13 protein-coding genes are annotated in these 18,866 nt (G+C 67.3%); 4 read left to right on the top strand and 9 right to left on the bottom strand.

Annotated elements, in window-relative coordinates; all coding sequences use genetic code 11:
* Positions 1–5: 5 nt before the first annotated feature.
* Positions 6–551, bottom strand: coding sequence for a winged helix DNA-binding protein (locus IE191_RS13525; RefSeq protein WP_191324896.1), 546 nt, complete (start codon positions 549–551; stop codon positions 6–8).
* Positions 552–651: 100 nt separating this feature from the next.
* Here IE191_RS13525 and IE191_RS13520 point away from each other — a divergent pair, with 100 nt between their 5' ends.
* The 3 genes from IE191_RS13520 to IE191_RS13510 all read left to right on the top strand — a co-directional run bounded on the left by IE191_RS13520 (position 652) and on the right by IE191_RS13510 (position 6,852).
* On the top strand, positions 652–4,239 hold the full coding sequence (locus IE191_RS13520; RefSeq protein ID WP_229815365.1) for a hydantoinase B/oxoprolinase family protein: 3,588 nt from the start codon (positions 652–654) through the stop codon (positions 4,237–4,239).
* Positions 4,240–4,464: 225 nt separating this feature from the next.
* Positions 4,465–4,740, top strand: a complete 276-nt coding sequence (locus tag IE191_RS13515) for a hypothetical protein (RefSeq protein ID WP_191324894.1) — start codon at positions 4,465–4,467, stop codon at positions 4,738–4,740.
* Between the two features lie 168 nt (positions 4,741–4,908).
* Entirely contained in the window at positions 4,909–6,852 is a 1,944-nt protein-coding gene (locus IE191_RS13510; protein WP_191324893.1) for a methyl-accepting chemotaxis protein, read from the top strand.
* Positions 6,853–6,855: 3 nt separating this feature from the next.
* On the opposite strand, the gene IE191_RS13505 is transcribed toward IE191_RS13510, so the two are convergent.
* Both IE191_RS13505 and IE191_RS13500 read right to left on the bottom strand, forming a co-directional pair.
* Positions 6,856–8,187 (bottom strand): FAD/NAD(P)-binding protein, encoded by a 1,332-nt coding sequence (locus tag IE191_RS13505; protein WP_308432910.1) that lies wholly within the window; start codon positions 8,185–8,187, stop codon positions 6,856–6,858.
* Positions 8,188–8,315: 128 nt separating this feature from the next.
* Positions 8,316–9,755: a carotenoid oxygenase family protein gene (locus tag IE191_RS13500; protein WP_191324891.1), complete on the bottom strand. Its 1,440-nt coding sequence runs from the start codon at positions 9,753–9,755 to the stop codon at positions 8,316–8,318.
* Positions 9,756–9,910: 155 nt separating this feature from the next.
* Here IE191_RS13500 and IE191_RS13495 point away from each other — a divergent pair, with 155 nt between their 5' ends.
* Positions 9,911–10,825 carry a LysR family transcriptional regulator gene (locus IE191_RS13495; protein ID WP_191324890.1) on the top strand — a complete coding sequence of 305 codons (915 nt, stop codon included), beginning with the start codon at positions 9,911–9,913 and terminating at the stop codon, positions 10,823–10,825.
* Here IE191_RS13495 and IE191_RS13490 read toward each other — a convergent pair.
* The 6 genes from IE191_RS13490 to IE191_RS13465 form a co-directional block, all read right to left on the bottom strand.
* Complete coding sequence (locus IE191_RS13490) at positions 10,800–11,444, bottom strand: DUF6445 family protein (protein WP_191324889.1); 645 nt, start codon at positions 11,442–11,444, stop codon at positions 10,800–10,802. The genes IE191_RS13495 and IE191_RS13490 overlap by 26 nt on opposite strands.
* 22 nt (positions 11,445–11,466) lie before the next feature.
* The gene (locus IE191_RS13485; RefSeq protein WP_191324888.1) at positions 11,467–12,183 is read right to left on the bottom strand and encodes a SapC family protein; all 717 of its coding nucleotides are present in this window, start codon (positions 12,181–12,183) and stop codon (positions 11,467–11,469) included.
* A 23-nt stretch (positions 12,184–12,206) separates the two neighbouring features.
* A complete protein-coding gene (locus tag IE191_RS13480) occupies positions 12,207–13,769 on the bottom strand; it encodes a tryptophan halogenase family protein (RefSeq protein ID WP_191324887.1) in 1,563 nt (520 codons plus the stop codon).
* Positions 13,770–13,880: 111 nt separating this feature from the next.
* Positions 13,881–16,997 carry a TonB-dependent receptor gene (locus IE191_RS13475; RefSeq protein ID WP_229815361.1) on the bottom strand — a complete coding sequence of 1,039 codons (3,117 nt, stop codon included), beginning with the start codon at positions 16,995–16,997 and terminating at the stop codon, positions 13,881–13,883.
* A gap of 153 nt (positions 16,998–17,150) precedes the next feature.
* Positions 17,151–18,149, bottom strand: a complete 999-nt coding sequence (locus tag IE191_RS13470) for a FecR family protein (RefSeq protein ID WP_191324926.1) — start codon at positions 18,147–18,149, stop codon at positions 17,151–17,153.
* A 2-nt stretch (positions 18,150–18,151) separates the two neighbouring features.
* Positions 18,152–18,754, bottom strand: a complete 603-nt coding sequence (locus IE191_RS13465; protein WP_229815359.1) for an RNA polymerase sigma factor — start codon at positions 18,752–18,754, stop codon at positions 18,152–18,154.
* Positions 18,755–18,866: the final 112 nt, after the last annotated feature.

The raw sequence follows: 18,866 nt of genomic DNA, 5'->3' as shown, positions 1-18,866 counted from the left end.
GCCGCTCAGAGCGTTGCGGCGGCGCGCGCCGCCTGGTTGTACCGCTCCGACAGGCGGCGCAGCACGCTGGCGGCCTGGGCCAGCGCGGCGGCGTCCGGGCCATCGGCGGCAACCGGCTCAGCCAGAACGCTTTCCCGGATCGTGCGATAGGTGGCGCAGAAGGCGATTCCCGCCTCGGTGGCGCCGATCAGCTTTTCCTTGCCCATGCGCCGGGTTGAGACCAGCCCCGCTTTTTCCAGCTTGCGGATGGCATAAGTCACCAGGTGGGTGTCCTCGATATCGAGCACCAGGGCGATATCGGCCATGCGCTTGGGCCGGTCGCGGTGGCGGACGGTGTGCAGGATCAGCACTTCGAGCGGGGCCAGCGCCATCCCGCTGGCCGCCGCACAGCGCGCGATCCAGCGGTGATAGGCCGTGGCGGCGAGCGTCAGGCTGAATTCCAGCTCCGACAGGGTCGGCGCCGCGCCGTCGGCAAGATGCGCGGAAGAGACGATCGCTGTGCACCGGCGCTGTTCCCCCCGGTGCTGTTCCCCACAGTGCTGCCCTGCCATGCCTGCCCTCCTGCGCGATGAAGCATCTGTGCCCTATGCAAATGAACTGTCAACATTTACGCTGCGATTCGTCGATAAATTGTCAGTGAGGGTGGGCAGCGTGAGCGGATGGCGGTTCTGGATCGATCGTGGCGGCACGTTCACCGACATTGTCGCGCGCTCGCCCGAGGGACGGCTTTCCACGGCCAAGCTGTTGAGCGAAAACCCGGAGCGCTATGCCGATGCCGCGATTGCCGGCATCCGCCAGATTCTGGGCCTGGGCGCGGATGAGCCCTGGCCGGCCGGGGCGATCGATGAAGTGAAGATGGGCACGACCGTGGCCACCAACGCCCTGCTCGAACGCAAGGGCGCGCGCACGCTGCTGGTGGTGGATCGCGGCTTTGCCGATCTGCTCACGATCGGCGACCAGACCCGTCCCGACTTGTTCGCCCTGGCGATCCGCCAGCCCGATCCGCTGCATGAAGGTGTGCTGGAAGTGGGCGGCCGGATCGACCGTGACGGCCACGCCGTGTTGCCGCTCGACGAAGCCAAAGTCCTGGCCGATCTGCGCGCGGCGCGGGCGCAGGGCTATGCCGCCGTGGCAATTGCGCTGGCCCACGCCTGGGCCCATCCCGGCATGGAAGCCAGGGTCGCGCGGCTGGCGCGGGAGGCGGGGTTCGCGCAGGTTTCGGCCAGCCATGCGGTCAGCCCGCTGATCGGGCTGGTCTCGCGCGGGCGGACGAGCGTGGTCGATGCCTATCTCTCGCCGGTGCTGCGCCGCTATGTCGATCGCGTGGCCGGGGCGCTGGGCGCGGTGCCGCTCCATTTCATGCAGTCCAACGGCGGCCTGGCCGATGCCGCGCATTTCCAGGGCAAGGACGCGATCCTTTCCGGCCCGGCGGGCGGCGTGGTGGCCGCCGCGCGCACGGCCGAGCAGGCTGGGTTCACGCGGGTGATCGGGTTCGACATGGGCGGCACTTCCACCGACGTGGCGCTCTATGCCGGCGCGTTCGAGCGTGTGCTCGATGCCGTCGTCGCCGGGGTGGAAATGCGCGTGCCGATGATGGCGATCGATACGGTGGCGGCCGGCGGCGGATCGATCCTGCAGTTCGACGGCGCGCGCTATCGCGTCGGGCCGGACAGCGCCGGGGCCAATCCCGGCCCGGCCTGCTACCGGCGCGGCGGGCCGCTGACGGTGACCGATGCCAATGTGCTGGTCGGCAAGATCCGGCCGGAGCATTTTCCGGCGGTGTTCGGGCCAGGCGGGGACCAGCCGCTCGACGCCGGAGCGGTGGCCGAAGGTTTTGCCACCCTGGCGCAGCGGATCGCGGCGGCGACGGGCGCTCCGCAGGATCCCCGCGCGGTGGCCGAAGGGTTCCTGTCCATCGCCGTGGCCAACATGGCCGCCGCGATCAAGCGCGTGGCGCTGGAGCGCGGCGAGGACGTGGCTGGTTTCGTGCTGCAATGCTTTGGCGGGGCAGGCGGGCAGCACGCCTGCCGCGTTGCCGAATTGCTGGGCATGCGGCAGGTGCTGATCCATCCGCTGGCAGGCGTGCTGTCAGCCTATGGCATGGGCCTGGCCGATCGCGCGGCCTTGCGCCAGCGTTCGGTGGAACAGCCGCTCGATGCGGCAGCGGTGGCCCGGCTTGATGGACTGACCCGCGCGCTGGGTGACGAGGCCGCAGCCGACCTTGGCGGCGGAGATGCCGTGCGGTGCAGCGCCACGGCGCATCTGCGCTATGCCGGCACGGATACCGCGCTGGGCGTGCCGCTGGGCGATGCCGTGGCGATGCGCGCGGCGTTCGAGGCAGCGCACCAGGCCCGCTTCGGCTTCACCAGCCCGGATCGCGCGATCGTGATCGAGAGCCTGATGGTCGAGGTCTTGCTGCCCGGTGACACGGCCGCGCCACTGCCCTTGCCGGTGCGCGATGGCGCGCTTCCTGCACCGATCGCCACAGTCCCCATTTGGACCGGCGGCGCCGAGCACGCCGTCCCAGTGTTCGATCGCGCGGCGTTGCGGCCGGGGGACCGGCTGGACGGCCCGATCCTGGTGCGCGAAGAAACCGCCACGACGATGGTCGAGCCTGGCTGGCGCTTGGCAGTGGGCGAGCACGGCGAACTGCTGCTTCATCACGACGGTGCCGCTGCGCGCGCGCTGGACGATCCGGCCGTGGCCGATCCGGTGCAACTCGAACTGTTCAACACCCAGTTCATGGGCATTGCCGAGCGCATGGGCGTTGTCCTGCGCAACACGTCGAGCAGCGTCAACATGAAGGAACGGCTCGATTTTTCCTGCGCTCTGTTTGACGCGCAGGGGCGCCTGATCGCCAATGCGCCGCATGTTCCGGTGCATCTGGGCGCGATGAGCGACAGTGTGCGCGCCGTGCTCGCGCGGCGCGGCGCCACGCTCAAGCCTGGCGACGCCATCGCGCTCAACGATCCGTTCCATGGCGGCACCCACTTGCCCGATGTCACGGTGATCAGCCCGGTATTCGACGCGGGCGAATTGCGCTTCTTCGTGGCCAATCGCGGCCACCATGCCGATATCGGCGGCATGACGCCCGGCTCCACGCCGCCCGAGTCCCGGCGCCTGGCCGAAGAAGGCGTGGTGATCGACGATTTCCTGCTGGTCGATGGCGGCGTGTTCCAGGAGGAGGCGTTTCGCCGCCTGCTGACCGAGGCGGAATGGCCGGCGCGCAATCCTGATGTCAACGTGGCCGACATCAAGGCGCAACTGGCGGCCAATGCCAGCGGCGTGGCAGAGCTTCAGGCGCTGGTTGCCGCGCGCGGCTGGCCGATGGTGCGCGGCTACATGGGCCATGTCATGGCCAATGCCGAGGAAAGCATCCGCCGCGTGGTGGCGGGCTTGCGCGACGGCGTGTTCGAAACCCGGCTGGACAGCGGCGCGCCGATCCGCGTGGCGGTCACGATCGATCCGGTAGCGCGGACGGCGGTGATCGACTTTACCGGAACCGGGCCGGCCAGCCCCGGCAATTTCAATGCGCCGCCCTCGGTCACGCGGGCGGTCGTGCTCTATGCCTTCCGCTGCCTTGCCGGCGAGGCGATCCCGCTCAACGAAGGCTGCCTGGCGCCGCTGCGGATCGTCGTGCCCCAGGGTTCGTTCCTGGCGCCGCCGCCGGGCAGCGCGGTGGTGGCGGGCAATACCGAAGTGAGCCAGGCGCTGTGCAACGCGGTGTTCGGCGCGCTCGGGGTGGCGGCTGCATCGCAGGGCACGATGAACAACTTCCTGTTCGGCAATGCGTCTCACCAGTATTACGAGACGATTTGCGGCGGCGCAGGGGCAGGGCCAGGCTTTGCCGGCGCCAGCGCAGTGCACACCCACATGACCAACACGCGGATCACTGACCCGGAAATTCTCGAACAGCGCTATCCGGTGCGGCTCGACCGCTTCGCGATCCGACGCGGATCGGGTGGGGCCGGGCAATGGCCGGGCGGCGACGGCGCCATTCGCGCTGTCACCATGCTCGAACCCATGACCGTCACGCTGGTCGCGTCGAGCCGCGCGGTGGCGCCTTTCGGCCTCGCCGGTGGCGCGCCCGGCGTTCCGGGCACCCAGCGGATCGAGCGGGCCGACGGCCGGATCGAGCCGATCGGCGGCACCGCGCGCGCCGAACTGGATGCCGGCGATCGCCTGGTGATCGAGACACCGGGCGGGGGCGGCTATGGCGAGCCGGCTAGGCTGGCCTAGCGCCAGCCTTGCCGGGAAAAGCCCAGCCTTGCCCGGAAAAGCATCGCGCCGAAAGCCGCCACCTTCGGCTTTGCCGGTAGCGACCGCCTGTTTCCTTGCGCTAATCTCGCGCTTGGTCGCAGGAAGAGGGAGCACAAGGCAGGCGATGATCACGCGCGCGATCCCGGTGTCCTGCATCGCTACCCGAGGGGAGACCAGCGGAAGCGGCAGGTTCGACGGCCGGCGATGAGCATTCTGGTGCGCGCCGAATACCTGCTCCATGGCGTGGTCAGAGGCTTGCCCGGAACGGGTACGCGCCCGGTTCGCTGGTGGCTGACCGAGGCGGATTGGCGCTTGTTGCAGGCCGAGCGCGCGGTGTTCGCCATCGTTCCCCGCGATCCGCGGTCCAACCGCCTGTTTGGCCTTCCGATCACGATCGATCGCTTTGGGCAACCATCCCGGCTGATCACCCAAGATGGCACCGCCATTCCGCTGCCAACCGGGGTAACGCCCGGATCGTGATCGCACCGCGTGGATGCGTAGAATGACGCGCCGGGGCTTTACGGCGCTTTCAACGCCGCGATCTAGGCTGGCGCCCATTGGATCGGGCGGCGTTTCTAGCGTCCCGGCGAACAGGCCGTGGCGCTATCGATCGGTACCCGCAAACGCCGCAGGGAAAGGCCAGGATCAATGCCGCCATACACGTTCTATTTCGGGTCGCTGGCGCCGACGTTTGTGGAAATCGAGCGCGTCGAGGCCGCCTTGGCGGGTGGCGATCTGGCCGCGCGCCTGGCTGTGCCGCCGGGCCATGGGCGCGCCGGCGCGCTGGTCGAGGCGATCAATCGCCTGCTCGACCGGGCAACATTGCCGACCGCAGAGCTGATTGGCAGCATCCGCACCATGGCGGCGGAGCACGAACGCGGCGATATCGACGTCATCGTGCCGGTGGAGCGGTTGCAGGGCGATCTGCATCAGGCGGCCAAGGCGATCAACGCGATGGTCGGCGAACACATCGCGGTCAAGAAAAAGGCCATGGCCTGCGTCAAGTCCATCGGTGTCGGCGATTTCAACGCTCAGCTCGAAGCCTTCCCGGGCAAGAAGGCGTTCATCAACGAGGTGATTGAAACGCTGCGGGCCAATCTGCTCGGCCTGATCCGCGAGATCAACCAGATGAGCGCCGCTCATGACCAGGGCGACATCGACGTGACCCTGCCGACAGAGCGCTTCCATGGTGACTTCGCCACGATGGCGCAGGGCATCAACCGGATGGTTGGCGAACATATCGCGGTCAAGAAAAAGGCCATGGCCTGCATCAAGGCCTTCGGCGAAGGCGATTTCGATGCGCCGATCGAGCAGTTCCCGGGCAAGAAGGCATTCATCAACGACAATATCGAAAGCCTGCGCCGCAATCTGCGTGACATCACCGCCGAAATCCAGCGGTTGATCCGGGCCGCGACCGCCGGCGAACTGGACCAGCGTGGCGAGGCAGACCGCTTTTCCGGTGACTTTGCCGCGCTGGTGCGGGGCATCAACAGGATGCTCGATGCGATCGTGCTGCCGATCGCCGAGGGCAACCGGGTGCTGACCAAAGTGAGCGAAGGCGATCTGCGTGAAAAGGTGGAGATTGCCTGCGATGGCGATCACCAGCGCATGAAGGAGGCCATCAACACGCTGATCGACAATCTGCGCGGCTTTGCCGCCCAGGTGGGTGAGGCAGCCGAGAGCGTGTCGGCCGGAAGCCAGGAACTGGCGGCAAGCTCCGAACAGGTCTCGCAAGGGGTTGCCGAGCAGGCCGCTGCGGCCGAGCAGGCCTCTTCCGCGATGGAAGAGATGGCGGCCAACATCAAGCAGAACGCTGACAACGCCGCCCAGACCGAAAAGATCGCGCGGCAATCGTCGAAGGACGCCGAAAGCTCGGGCGTGGTGGTCAATCGTGCAGTGGAAGCCATGCGCACGATTGCCGACAAGATCGGCATCGTCCAGGAAATCGCCCGCCAGACCGATCTGCTCGCGCTCAATGCCGCGGTGGAAGCCGCCCGCGCCGGTGAGCATGGCAAGGGCTTTGCCGTGGTGGCCAGCGAAGTGCGCAAACTGGCCGAGCGCAGCCAGACGGCGGCCTCGGAAATCGGTGCGGTCTCGTCCGACACGGTGAAGGCTGCAACCGAAGCGGGCGACATGCTGGCCAAGCTGGTCCCCGACATTCGCCGCACTGCCGAGCTGATCAGCGAGATCAGCGCCGCCTGCCGCGAACAGGATATCGGCGCGTCGCAGATCAACGAGGCGATCCAGCAGCTCGACCAGGTCACGCAGCAGAATGCCGGTGCTTCCGAACAGGTCTCGGCCACTTCGGAGCAACTCGCTGCCCAGTCCGAAGAACTTCAGGCCGGGTTGGCATACTTCACGCTGGACAGTGGCCGCCGTCCGGTCCGTCGCGCTGCGGCTCAACCCAAGACACGGGCCACGGCGCCGGGCGCCACCACGCCCCCTCGCCGGAAGGCATCAGTGGCGGTGCCGCGTCCGGCGCGAACCGGATCGATCGGCGATCAGCAGGCCCGGCTCAAGGGATTTGCGCTCGATCTTTCGTCCGGCGGTCTGGACGAGGACGACGCCGATTTCGGGCAGCATATGGCCTGATCGTCAGGCCGCTGCTGCTGCCGGCGTTGGCGCAAGCTGTTCGGCCAGGCGCTGCGCCTGAAGGCGGATATCGGGCACGGCCACCATTTCCCAGTTGAGGCCCTTGGACAGCGCGCCCATGGCGTGGATCGGCAGGCTGGCACGCCCTTGCGCGTCGCGCAGGCGCCAGCCGCTGTCGACATCCAGCCCCAGATGCAGCGGGCAGGGGCGTGCCAGGCCCTTGGCCAGCAAGGTCCGCAGCAGCGGATCGCGGCTTTGCGCCGGATCGCCACCCGGTCCGGTGCAGACCACCACATGCTCCACCGCCAGCGCGGTCGTCTCTGCACCGCCCCGGTCGCGCCACCGGGCGAGCAGGCCGCCATCGGGCTGGGCTTCCACGCTGACCAGATTGCCGGCGATCACGGCCAGGCGCCCTTGCACGCGCAAGGCGTTGATGCGCTGGGCAATGGCAGGGGCCATGCGATGGCGGTGCACGTCCCACCACGGCCGGGCATGGCGCAGGAAACGGGCCTGGGCCGCGCCATCATGGGCTTGCCACAGGGCATGGGTGTGCGGGCGCAACTCGTCGATCGCGTGGCGCCAGCCCACTTGCGCGGCGCGGCGACGAATGTGGCGTAGCAGGGCACTGCCGCGAGCACCGGGCATGGGCTGTGGCGAAACGGTCGGGCCGCTTTCGGCATGGGCGCGGGGCACCAGGCCGCGTCGCGATAGCGCCACGATCGGCCCGCGATGGCCGCGCGCCTCCAGCGACTGGATCACGTCGATCGCGGTCAGGCCGGTGCCGAGCAGCAGCACCGGGGCATCGGCGGCAATGGCATCGAGCGCGCCCGGCGCCCAAGGATCGGGCAGAACCTGCGGCTGATCCAGCCCGGCGAGCGCCCGGTGCCGTTGCGGCGGCAGGTTGCCCTGCGCCAGCACCACGGCGCGGGCATGGAGAGCCACGCCGCTGTCGAGCGTGAGGTGCAGCGTGCCATCGCCATGCGGGCGCAAATCCTGCGCGCTCGCGATGGCGATGGTGATGCGTTCCGGCATGGCCGCGCGCGCCGTGGCGAGCAGGCTGGCGATATAGGCGCCATAGCTGGCCCGCGTGGCAAAGCGGTTGGCTGCGTCCACTTCGCCATGGCCCAGCCAGCGCAGGAAATGCCCCGGATCGTCGGGAAAGGCGCTCATGTTCCCGGCGCGCACATTGAGCAGATGCTGCGGGCCGCATGCGCCATAGGCCAGGCCGTGGGCCAGCGCCTGCGGATCGCGCTCCACGATCACCACGCGCGACCCGCGCCGCGCGAGGTGAATCGCCAGAAGCGTGCCGCTGAACCCGCCGCCGATAATGGCCACAGGCAAGTCATGGAACGGAAACGAGTTTGCCATAACTCAACCTTTTAAGTTGAATTTAGGCTGACAAGTTTTTCCTTCAGCGTCAACAGCCAATCTTTGAGCCGTGCCGGGTGGGCGATGCGCCCACTCTATCCGGCCTCGTTCACCCAGATGCCGTGGAAGCCCTCGTGGATGCGCACCGGCATCCTGATCACCGCAACCGGCCCGTCAGACAGGCGACGCGCGTCGAGCACGACAAGGTCGGTGCGGTTCTCGGCACGGCGGCCGACCACCGAGACCAGCCACCCATCGCCTTCCTCGCTGCTGCCGGCACGCGGCACGAAGCAGGGCTCTTCCGGCGAGGAATCCGGGCCAGCATAGAAGAAATCGAGCGCGCCGGTCTCGGCATCGAAATGGCCCAGGCAGGTGAACGGCGGGCCTTTGGGTCCCCAGGGCAGCATCGGCCCCAGTTTGGGGTTGTTGGTGCCAAACCAGAAGTGCCGCGTCTTGCCCATGGCAAAGCGCAAGTCGATCATCGGCATCTCGCCGATGTGGGGAAACAGCATGTGCTCGGCCACCGGCGCTGCCAGGTCGGCCAGGTCCACTGTCCAGCGGAACGCGAACGGCGGCTTTTCCACTGTGTCGGGATTGTTGAGATCGGGAAACTGCGAGAGCCATCCGGTCTCGGTGAGGAACTGGTCGAGGTGCAGCTTGCCGTCTTGCTCCCAGGCGTTGAACGTGTGGGTCTGCATGGCCCGGCGCGGCGCCTTGATCCATTGCACTTGCGCCGCGCCGCCCGGGGTGCGCGGCATGATGCCGATCCAGGTGTCCTCGCGGTCGTCCCAGTGGAAGAACGGATGCCCGGCGCGCACGCGGTCCCAATCGCAGATCATCGGGCAGATCACGAAGACCACATGATGGCGCGAGACCAGGAAATCGTGGACCATCGAGGGATAGGGCGCGGCAATCGTCTCGGTGCGCGACAGCGTGCCGTCGGCAGCGATGAAATAGACCTCGATCGTGTTGTCCGCCACGATCTGCGTGAAATAGCCGAACGCGATCATTTCGCCGGTCACCGGGTCCAGCTTGGGATGGGCAGTGAACGCCTGGCTGGTCAGCTTCCCACCGAAATCGTGAACGCCCACGCTGGACAGCGTGACGGGATCGATTTCCATCGGCCGCCCCGCTTCCTTGAGCGCAAGCAGCTTGCCGCCGTGCCACACCACGGAGGTATTGGCCGTGTTGCGATCACGCCCCGCCACGGCCGGATCGTCGGTAAAGGGATTGCGATAGGCACCGAACAGCGCCCGCCCGGCGGCCCGCTCCAGCCCCAGTTTTTCGGTCTGGACATAGCGTGTGCGCAAGTGGGCGCGGCCCTGCGCGATGCGCACCTGGTGCATCATCCCGTCGCCATTGAGGAAGATGTCGTTCTCGAAGCGCGGCGGATAGGCATGGTCGGCGCTGTTGCGCAGGAAGTAGCCGCTCAGTTCGGGCGGTAGCGTGCCTTCCACCTCCAGGTCGATGACATCCACTTCGGCGCGCACCGGCGCGGCATAGCCCTGGAACACGAGCGTATCGGGAAATTGCATGGGATCCTCTCCATCGCGCCACGCCTTCGGAAGCGACGCGGCTAGGGTGGAGGATTAGGTCGATTGGCATCATCCAAAAAACAGATTATCAAGATGATCATTGACCCAAAATTGCGATGGCTGCTTGGGCACGCAGATGGTGAAAGGCAGGCGCGATGCGGTTTCGCGGGCTCGATCTCAATCTCCTCGTCGCGTTCGACGTGCTCGTGGAACTGCGCCACGTCACCCGCGCGGCCGAACACCTGCACGTGAGCCAATCGGCGATGAGCACGATTCTGGCCCGCCTGCGCGAGGCCTTTGCCGATCCCATCCTGGTCATGCATGGCAAGACCATGGTACCGACGGCCTATGCCTTGCAGGTGCGGCCGGAAATCCGCGCGATCCTGGGCCAGGTTGAACACCTGATGGCGGCCGCCTCGCGCTTTGATCCGGCCACGTCCCAGCGCCGGTTCCGCATCGGCTGTTCGGATTACGTCGCGATGGTCGTGCTCGGGCCGTTCCTGCGCGCTATCCAGGCGCAAGCCCCGCACGTGCGGTTCGAAATCCTGGCTGCCAACGACGCCCTGCTCGATGGGCTGGAGCGCGGTGCGATCGACTGCGTGATCCTGCCTGAAACCGGCCTATCGCCCAACCATCCGTCAGACGTGCTCTATGCCGAGGAGCATGTGGTGCAGGGCTGGAGCGGCAATCCGCTGTTCGACCGCCCGCTGACGGTGGAGGCCCTGTCGGGCGCCGGCCATGTCGCGGTCAAGCTGGGCCAGCGCCAGCCACGCTCGTTTCCCGAAGTGCAGTTGCAGCATCTGGGCATCGCGCACCGCATCGAAGTGCAGGTGGAAAGCTTTGCCCTGGCGCCACCGATGCTGGTGGGCACCGATCGCATCGCGATTGTCGCTGCGCGCCTTGCCGCCTTCTACGAGGAACTCCTGCCCTTGCGCAGCGTGCCCTTGCCGGTGCCGTTTCCGGCCATGCGCGAATGCGTGCAATGGCATGGCTCGCGCGATCAGGATGCCGGGCTGCGCTGGTTGATCGGCAGCCTGCAACGCTTCATGGCAGCCGCAGCAGCGCGGTGATGGTCAGGCGGTCGCCGCTGGGCCACGACGCGGCCACGTCGCCGCAGTGCAGGCAATTGGCGGGATAGAGGATCACGCGGTTGTGGCGCAGCGCCGCCGCGCCGATCCGCTCGAACGTGGCGGTATCGCCGGTGTGATAGGTGGCGGGTGGCAACCCATGGCGGGTGGCATCGGCCGCCAGCGCCTGGCGCCAGGCTGGGGCGCGCGCCACCGTGATCCGCTCGAAACCCGTGGCGCGGTGGCGGTGAAAGCTGGTGCCGCCATGGGGCGGAGCGCAGAGGTAGTGGACCAGCGCCAGCATGTCGTCGGCCGGATCGTCGAAGTGGGGTATGCGCTGCACCGGGGCCAGGCTGGCCGGATCGCGCGTGGCCACGGCAAAATCGGCGCGCAGCAATTTGGCGCGCTCCAGCCCCGGCCACTGCGGCAGCGTTTCGGCCAGCCAGGTGGCCCAGGCGGCCGGCGCGGGCGCGCGCAAGCCGGGATAGAGATCGCCGGCACTCGCGGCAAAGGATGCCACTGCCGCCGCTGCCACCAGCGCGGCCGGGTCAGGATGGGCCGCGTCCACGATCCACAGCGGCACGTGTTCGCGCCCCAGCCGGGCAAGCGGGTGAACCTGCATCGGCAAGCGGGCGCCGTCCCGCTCAGGCACCCGGCGCGAACCAGTCCGCCTGGGCAGCCAGGCGCGCATTGCGGCGGCGGACCAGCGCGCCGACATGATCGTGCGAAAGGCACATCGCCGCCAGGATCATCAGGTCGGCAAAATCGGTGATCGCCTCGCGGGCGCGGGCGAGGGCCACCTCGTCGATGCCATAGAGACCGGTCAGCAGGCTGGTGCTGCCGTCATGGAAGGCCAGGTCCAGCTTGTATTCGCGCACCACCTTGTGTGTCAGCATCAGGTCGACCAGCCGCCGCGTCGGTTCCTGTCCCTGCACCAGCCGCCCGAGGATCGCCTGGACCGAGCGGAAATAGTCGCTTTCGCTGCCGTCGGGGGCCACGATCGGGCAGGGGCCGGACGGATCGATTGCCGGGCTTTCGGTGTCGATGCAGATCACCGAGTCCTCGCCTTCGCCGCCCACGAAGAACGGCAGCCGCAGCAGGTTGAGCGGCAGCACGTCCGCCTCCAGCGCATTGCCGTTCCAAAACAGGTTCTCGTGCGGCTCCAGGCCCATCAGCGCGGCAGGGTAGAACGCGCCGGTCTCGGCATCCTTGGCCAGGAACACGGGGAACTGGCGGGCGACCGTGCGGATCTCGTCGGCCACCAGCGGCACGAGGTGCACCGTTGCCGCGCTGGCCGCCGCGCGCGCGGGATCGATGCGGACGCCGGCGTGGTCGGTGCGGGTGAGTTGCGCAAGCTTCATGGCGGGGCCTCGTGCAGGTGGCGTCAAAGCGGGGGAAAGCGGTGCTGCGCCAGCGTGCTCAGCAAGGCGCGGTTGGTCGGCATCATCCGGGCGAGTTTCTGCTTCATCCCGGCGGTGTGCGCCAGGGCATCCTCAGCCTGGTCACGCCGGGCGAGTTGTCCGGCGCGCGGGCGGGTGCGAAAACCCATTCCATAGAGCACGTATTGATAGCTGGCGGCCGGGAACATCTCGTGCGCACTGGCAAAGTCGTGTTCGCCGGGCGGGGTGTCGCGCCACAGCAAGAGCTGGTCCTGCAAGTCCTGCGGGATGGTTGCGGGATCGCGGTTGTCGCGCCAGAACGCCGTGTCGCTGCGTTCCGAGAGGATGTAATGCAGCTTGAGGAATTCGATGATCCGGTCCCAGCGATAGCGGGTCATGGTGTTGAACCGGCGGGCCACGAAATCCATCGCGCCGCGCGTCGCTGGCAGACTTGTGGCGATATAGTCGGCCGACAGCTCGATCAGCACCAGGGCCGAGGCTTCCAGCGGTTCGAGGAACCCGGCGGCCAGGCCCACGGCCACCACGTTATTTTTCCAGAACAGCGCGCGATGGCCCGAGCGGATCGGGATTTCGCGCGGGGTCAGGCTGGCGAAACCGGGGCCGACATAGGCGGCCAGTTCCTCCTCGGCGCGATCGGCGCCGGCGTGGCGGCTGGAATAGACATAGCCGATGCCGCGCCGCGTCGGCAGGCCGATGTCCCAGATCCAGCCATGCTTCTGCGCGGTGGAAATGGTGTGAGAGGCGATCGGGCTGTCGGGCTCGACCGGCAGTTGCACCGCCAGCGCGCGATCGATGAACAGCACGTCGGACCGGTCGATGAACGGCACCTCCAGCGCTTCGCCCAGCAGCCGCGCGGCAAAGCCGGTGCAATCCACGAACAGATCGGCCGCGATCGGCCCGCTGCGCTGCCCGATCACCGCGCGCACGTCGCCATCCTCGGCGCGCTCGACGCCCACGATCTCATCGTCGATGTGGCGCACGCCCAGCTTCTGCGTGGCATGGCTGGCCAGCAGCTCGCCCAGCTTCACCGCATCGAGGTGATAGGCATAGTTGGCGATGCCGGCATATTCGGGCGAGGTGATCAGCTTGGGCGCCAGGCCCTGCTCGCACAGGAATTCCTGGAAGCACACTGCGTCGGAAAACGATGGCGCGGCGCCATGGTCCTGCTCGGCCGCCGCGTTCCAGTAGGGCGCCAGATCCAGATCGGGGAAGCCTTCGGGCAGCACCAGCGGGTGATAGTAGAAGTCATCGTCCTCCCCGGTGCGCCAGCGGGCGAACTTGGCGCCCTGCTTGAACGAAGCATGGCAGGCCCGCATGAAATCGGTCTCGGCAATGCCGATCTTGCGCAGCGTGTTGCGCATGGTGGGCCAGGTGCCTTCGCCCACGCCGATGGTGCCGCGGCTCACGCTTTCCACCAGCGTCACGGCCACGTCAGGCCCATGGCGCGCGGCGATCAGCGCGGCGGTCAGCCACCCGGCCGAACCGCCGCCGACGATGCACACCGAGGTGATCGCCCGATCTGGCGTGCGATCTGGACTGGCGGACATCACGGTTTTTCTCTCCCTCCCTGCCGCCCGCTGGTTGGGGCGCGAAGGGCACGCGCAAGCCGATGCCCGCGCGTGCCCCTGGTTGTCAGGCGCTGCTGGTGTGGATGCGGATCAGAAGTTGACCCGCGCCCCCACCTTGAAGCGCCGACCCGAGTCCTCTGCATAGAGGAACTGGTTGGTATAGTAGGCGTATTTCAGCGTTCGGGAATCCGTCAGATTGGCCCCTTCAACAAAGACCGAAAACTGCGGCGTGACGTGATAGGTCGCGCTGGCGTCGATCTGCGAATAGGGGCGAACCTGCGTCACGGCCTGGCCGGCGCCATTGAGCGGCGGCGGGGCAAGGTATTGCAGGAAGCGGTCGCGCCAGTTCCACGCCACGCGGGCCTCGATCCCGTTCTTGTCATAAAACACCACCGCGTTGGCGGAGTTGGACAGCCCGGTCAGCGCAAACTTGTTGGCCAGGTTCTGCGCATCGAGATGGCGGTTAGACCCCACCAGCGTGCCGTTGAGCTGGAAGCCGAAGCCACTGTCGCCCAGCGTGTGCTGCCAGGCCGCCTCGATGCCTTTCACCGTGGCATCCTGGCCGTTGACCGGCGCCGTCACCGTGAACTGCGCCGGCAGGCCGGTGCCGGGATCGAGCAGCGGGCCGCCGCTGGCATTGGCCACCGTGCCGGTGGTCTGGTTCAGCACGATGAAGTTGTTGACGCTCTTGAGATAGGCCCCGATCGAGACATAGCTGCCCGGCGCATAGTAGTATTCGGCCGAAAAATCGAGGTTGCTGGACTTGAACGGCTTGAGATCGGGATTGCCCCGGCTCGCCGCAAAGTTGCCCGGCCGTAGCGTGACCAGCGTGGTCACCGGCGAAAGCTGTTCCAGCGTTGGCCGGGTGATCGTCTGCGATGCGGCAAAGCGCAGCGTGACGGCATCGGTCAATTGCCACTTGAACGCGATGTTGGGCAGCACGTCGAGGTAATGCGCCTTGCCCACGGTGCGCGTCGTGCCCGATGAGGCGGAGCCATACTGCGTCTGGTCGTTGGCCAGCTTGACCAGGCCGGTATAGGCCGTGGCGAGACCGTTCACGTCGGTCTGCGTGTCCTCGAACCGCACGCCCGCCACGATCGAGAGCGGCCGGCCGCCCACGTCGCCCTTGAACTCGGTTTCGAGATAGGCGCCCAGCACTCGCTCGGTCACGATCGTGTCGTTGACCAGCGGCGGGGCAAAGGTGAAGTTGGGATTGGTGGCGCGCTGCTGCGCGGTGATCGCGTTGAACAGCGTCGGTCCGTCGAACGTCAGCCACTGCGTGGGCAGGCGATTGGCCCCGCCCAGTCCCGACAGGAACCCGCTGCCGGCGTTAAACGTGGTGATCGGCACGCCCGCCGGTGCCGGCAGGTTGTAGCCGCAGGTCGTGCAGCCGGTCCCTCCGTCGTTGGAATAGAGCGAGGTGTCCTTGCGGTCGCGCGAGTAATAGAGGCCGAAGTTGGCGTTCACCAGGCCTTCGCTGCCATCGCCCTTGTAGGCGAAATCGGCGCGGCCCTGCGTCACCTGGTCACGGATGCCATAGCCGCGCAGCAGCATCACGTGCTGGCACATCGGCTGGCCTGCACCCACCGGCGTGGTGCTGCCGGGCTGGCCGGAATTGGTCACCGCGCTGCCACAGGGGCTGGCCGGGTTGGCAAACGTGGGCAGGGTTTCGGTCTGCCACGGCAGCACCGATCCATCCGACTGATAGCGCGACGAGCCGGTGAGATAGCCCAGCAGCGCGAGATAGGCTTCCTGGCCGCCGTTGGGGTCTTCCTTCGCCAGCGAATACGTGCCGTCGAACGAGGCGGTGAGGTTGGGCGACATCTTCCATTCCAGGTTCAGCCCGAACTCGCGCGTGTTGGTGCGCTTGTCGAACTTCTTGTAGTGGAAGTCGGTGGCGATGCCGCTGGCCTGGGTCAGGTCGGTGGCGGTGCCGTTGGCATCGGTGACCACGTCGGTCAGGTTCGAGGCGGTGAACCAGTGGCCGTAGGACCGCGTCTCGGTCTTGTTGGTGAACTTGGTATAGAGCGCGTCGGCGGTGATCGTCACCGCATCGCTCGGCCGGTATTGCAGCACGACGGTGCCGCCGATCCGCTCGCGATCCTCGCGCGTCACCTTGGTGTCGAAGTTCTGCGGAATGAACAGGTTGCCCTGCGGATTGCTGGCGCTCACCGTGCCCTTGCCGCCGTTGACTTCGCCGGCGGGAACCGCCGGATTGACCAGCCAACCGTCGGTCTGCGCCTGTTGCAGACGGGTGAAGCGGTGCTGGTAGCTGCCCGAAACCAGGATGCCGAGCTTGCCGTCGGCCAGTGTGTCGGAAAACAGGAACGAGGCATCGGGCGCGGCCTTCTTGGCGTTGCCGTCATAGTTCGCGTCCACCGTGGCCGAGAACTTGCGGCCGCGATAGTCGAAAGGGCGCGCGGTCTTGATGTTGACAGTCGAACCCACGCCGCCGGACTGATAGCGCGCGGTCGAGGACTTGTAGACTTCCACCCCGGAAACCAGTTCCGACGCCAGCGTGTCGAACGAAAAGGCCCGACCCGAGGCCTGGCTCGGGTCGGTAGGGGTGGCCACCTGGCGGCCATTGACCAGAACCGTGTTGAATTCCGGGCCAAAGCCGCGAACCGTGATGAAGGCGCCTTCGCCGCCGGAGCGGTCGATCGAAACGCCGGTGATGCGCTGGAGGGATTCGGCCAAGTTGGCGTCGGGCAGCTTGCCGATATCCTTGGTGGAAATGGCATCGACGATGCCGGACGAGGCGCGCTTGATCCCGCGCGCGTTGTCGAGGCTGGCGCGCAGGCCGGTCACCACGATCGCTTGCGGTTCCGCTTCGGCAACGGCAGGCGCTTCGGGCGCGGGGCGTGCGGCGGCCGGTTCGGCGGCAGCGGCCTGGCTGGCCATGGCCACCGTGGCCGCGACGAGCGGCGGGCGCGCCGAAAGCGGGCGGGCGATCACGGCAAAGGTGGCGGGGCCGGTCTGCCGCGCGGCCAGGCCGGTGCCGGCAAACATGCGGTCCAATGCGTCGGAAACGGTCAGGCGGCCGCGCACTTCGTTGGTGCGCACCGCATGGGTCACCTTGCGCGAGGCGATGATCTGGACATTGGCCTGATGGCCGAGCAGGCCGATGGCGGTTTCAGCCGATTGGGCCGGAATGGAAAACTGGCGCAGTTCGGTGTTGGCCTGGGCGGCAACCGGCATGGTCGCCATGCAGGCAACGCTGGTCGACGCAAATAGAACGCCACGCAATGTGGTCGTCATCATATATCCCTCCCATCAGGATTTCATTACGTATCAGGCCGTTTCGGTCTGTATCCGCCTAGAGACATGCTCCGGCGATTTTCCTTCTTGGATTGCGGAAAATTATTTCATGGCGCTGTTTTCGGCTCCCCGCTCGATACGGATGATGCGCGGATCGCTGCTGTCGATCGACACGGAGAGGGTAGCCTTGAGCGTTTCGGCAAAGCCTTCGGGATCGCCGATGCGGAACAGGCCGTCGAACTGCTCGCCCGCCACGTCGGGATCGGCGATCACGATCTGCCGCTTGTTGTAGCGGTTGAACTCCTCGGCTGCCTCGCGCAGCGTGGTGCCGTTGAGATCGATCATGCCGTTGCGCCAGGCGAGCGCGCGGTCTACCGGTGCCGTCTCGCTGGCCTGATAATGCACCAGGGCGCGGGCATTGACCATCGCGCGCTCTCCCGCCAGCACGCGCAGGCGCTGGCTGGCATCGGCGGCAGTCCAGGTTTCCACCACGCCTTCGGTCACCAGCACTTCCACCCCATCCTCGCGCTTGCGTACCGAAAAGGCGGTGCCGATGGCCTGGGCGCGCACTGCGCCCGACGCAACCACGAACGGCCGCTGCGCATCCTTGGCGACCTCGAACCAGGCCTCGCCCTGCGCCAGTTCCACTTCGCGCGCGTGGCTGGTCAGGTTGACTTTCAGCGCGGTGTCGGAATTGATCGTCATGACCGAGCCGTCGTCGAGCGGCACGCGGCGGATTTCACCCAGCCGGGTGACATATTCGGCGCCGCTGGCCAGGACATAGCGCGTGGCGGCAACGGCCGCGACACCGGCCGCCACCATGCCGCCCAGCACCCCGCGCCGCGCCCAGCGGCGTCGGTCACGGGCCGGTTCGGCTATCGGCTCGTCCACTGCTTCCGGTATCTGCGCCGGAGCCGCGATTGCGCCGGGCAATTCCCAGGCAGCCTGGGCTTGCAGCAGCAGGCCATGGCGGCGCGGGTCTGCCGCGAGCCAGGCTTGCAGCGCGGCCTCGTCGGCCATGGTCCAGGCCTCGGCATCGTCCATGCGCGCCACCCAGACGGCGGCAGCATCACGATCGGCCGGGGGCAGGGGGGTGGCCATGGTCACGATGCCCTCCGCCCGGCCGGCAACGGCGTTGTCAGTCCATCGGCCTCGCGTTCCAGGCGGTCCCAGCCTTCGCGGATGGCGCGCACGCCCACCCACACCTGCTTCTCCACCGCCTTTTCGGTGATGCCCATGTGCGCAGCGATTTCCTTTTGCGACCAGCCTTCGATCTTGCGCAGTTCCACGATGCGGCGGCAGCGTTCGGGCAACTGGCCCAGCAGCGCGCGCACCCGCTCGAACGCCATGCGCGCGGCGACCTGTTCCTCGGGCGTGGGGGTGCCACTGTCGCGATAGCTTTCGATCTCGCTGATCGCCTCGAACGGCGCGACCGTCTGGCGCTTGAGCCGCCGCGCCAGAAGATTGCGGCAGATCGAGAAGAAATAGGCATGCCCGCAGTCGATATGGTCGACCGTGTCGAGCATGGCGATGCGGCAATAGGCGTCCTGCATGAGTTCATCCACTACATCGGGCGCGATCCGCCGCTTCACGAACCAGGCCCGCAGGCGCGGTTCGTGCGGCATGATCTCGCGCGCCACCCACTGCGCCAAGGCGCGGCGGCGCTCGAGTTGCGCTCGCAGATCCGGTCCCGTCCCATCCTCCATCGGCTTTGGGTTTTCCCTCTTTCCTGCCCCTAGAGACCGGGGCGCACGCTTTCCTTCCGCTTGCGCCAAAAATTTTCTGCAAGGAAGCCAGACGGCCGCGATGGTTGCAATT

Origin of the sequence: Novosphingobium pokkalii, assembly GCF_014652855.1 — a bacterium.
In the GTDB taxonomy this organism is placed as follows: domain Bacteria; phylum Pseudomonadota; class Alphaproteobacteria; order Sphingomonadales; family Sphingomonadaceae; genus Novosphingobium; species Novosphingobium pokkalii.
This window is presented reverse-complemented; position numbering and strand designations above follow the sequence as displayed.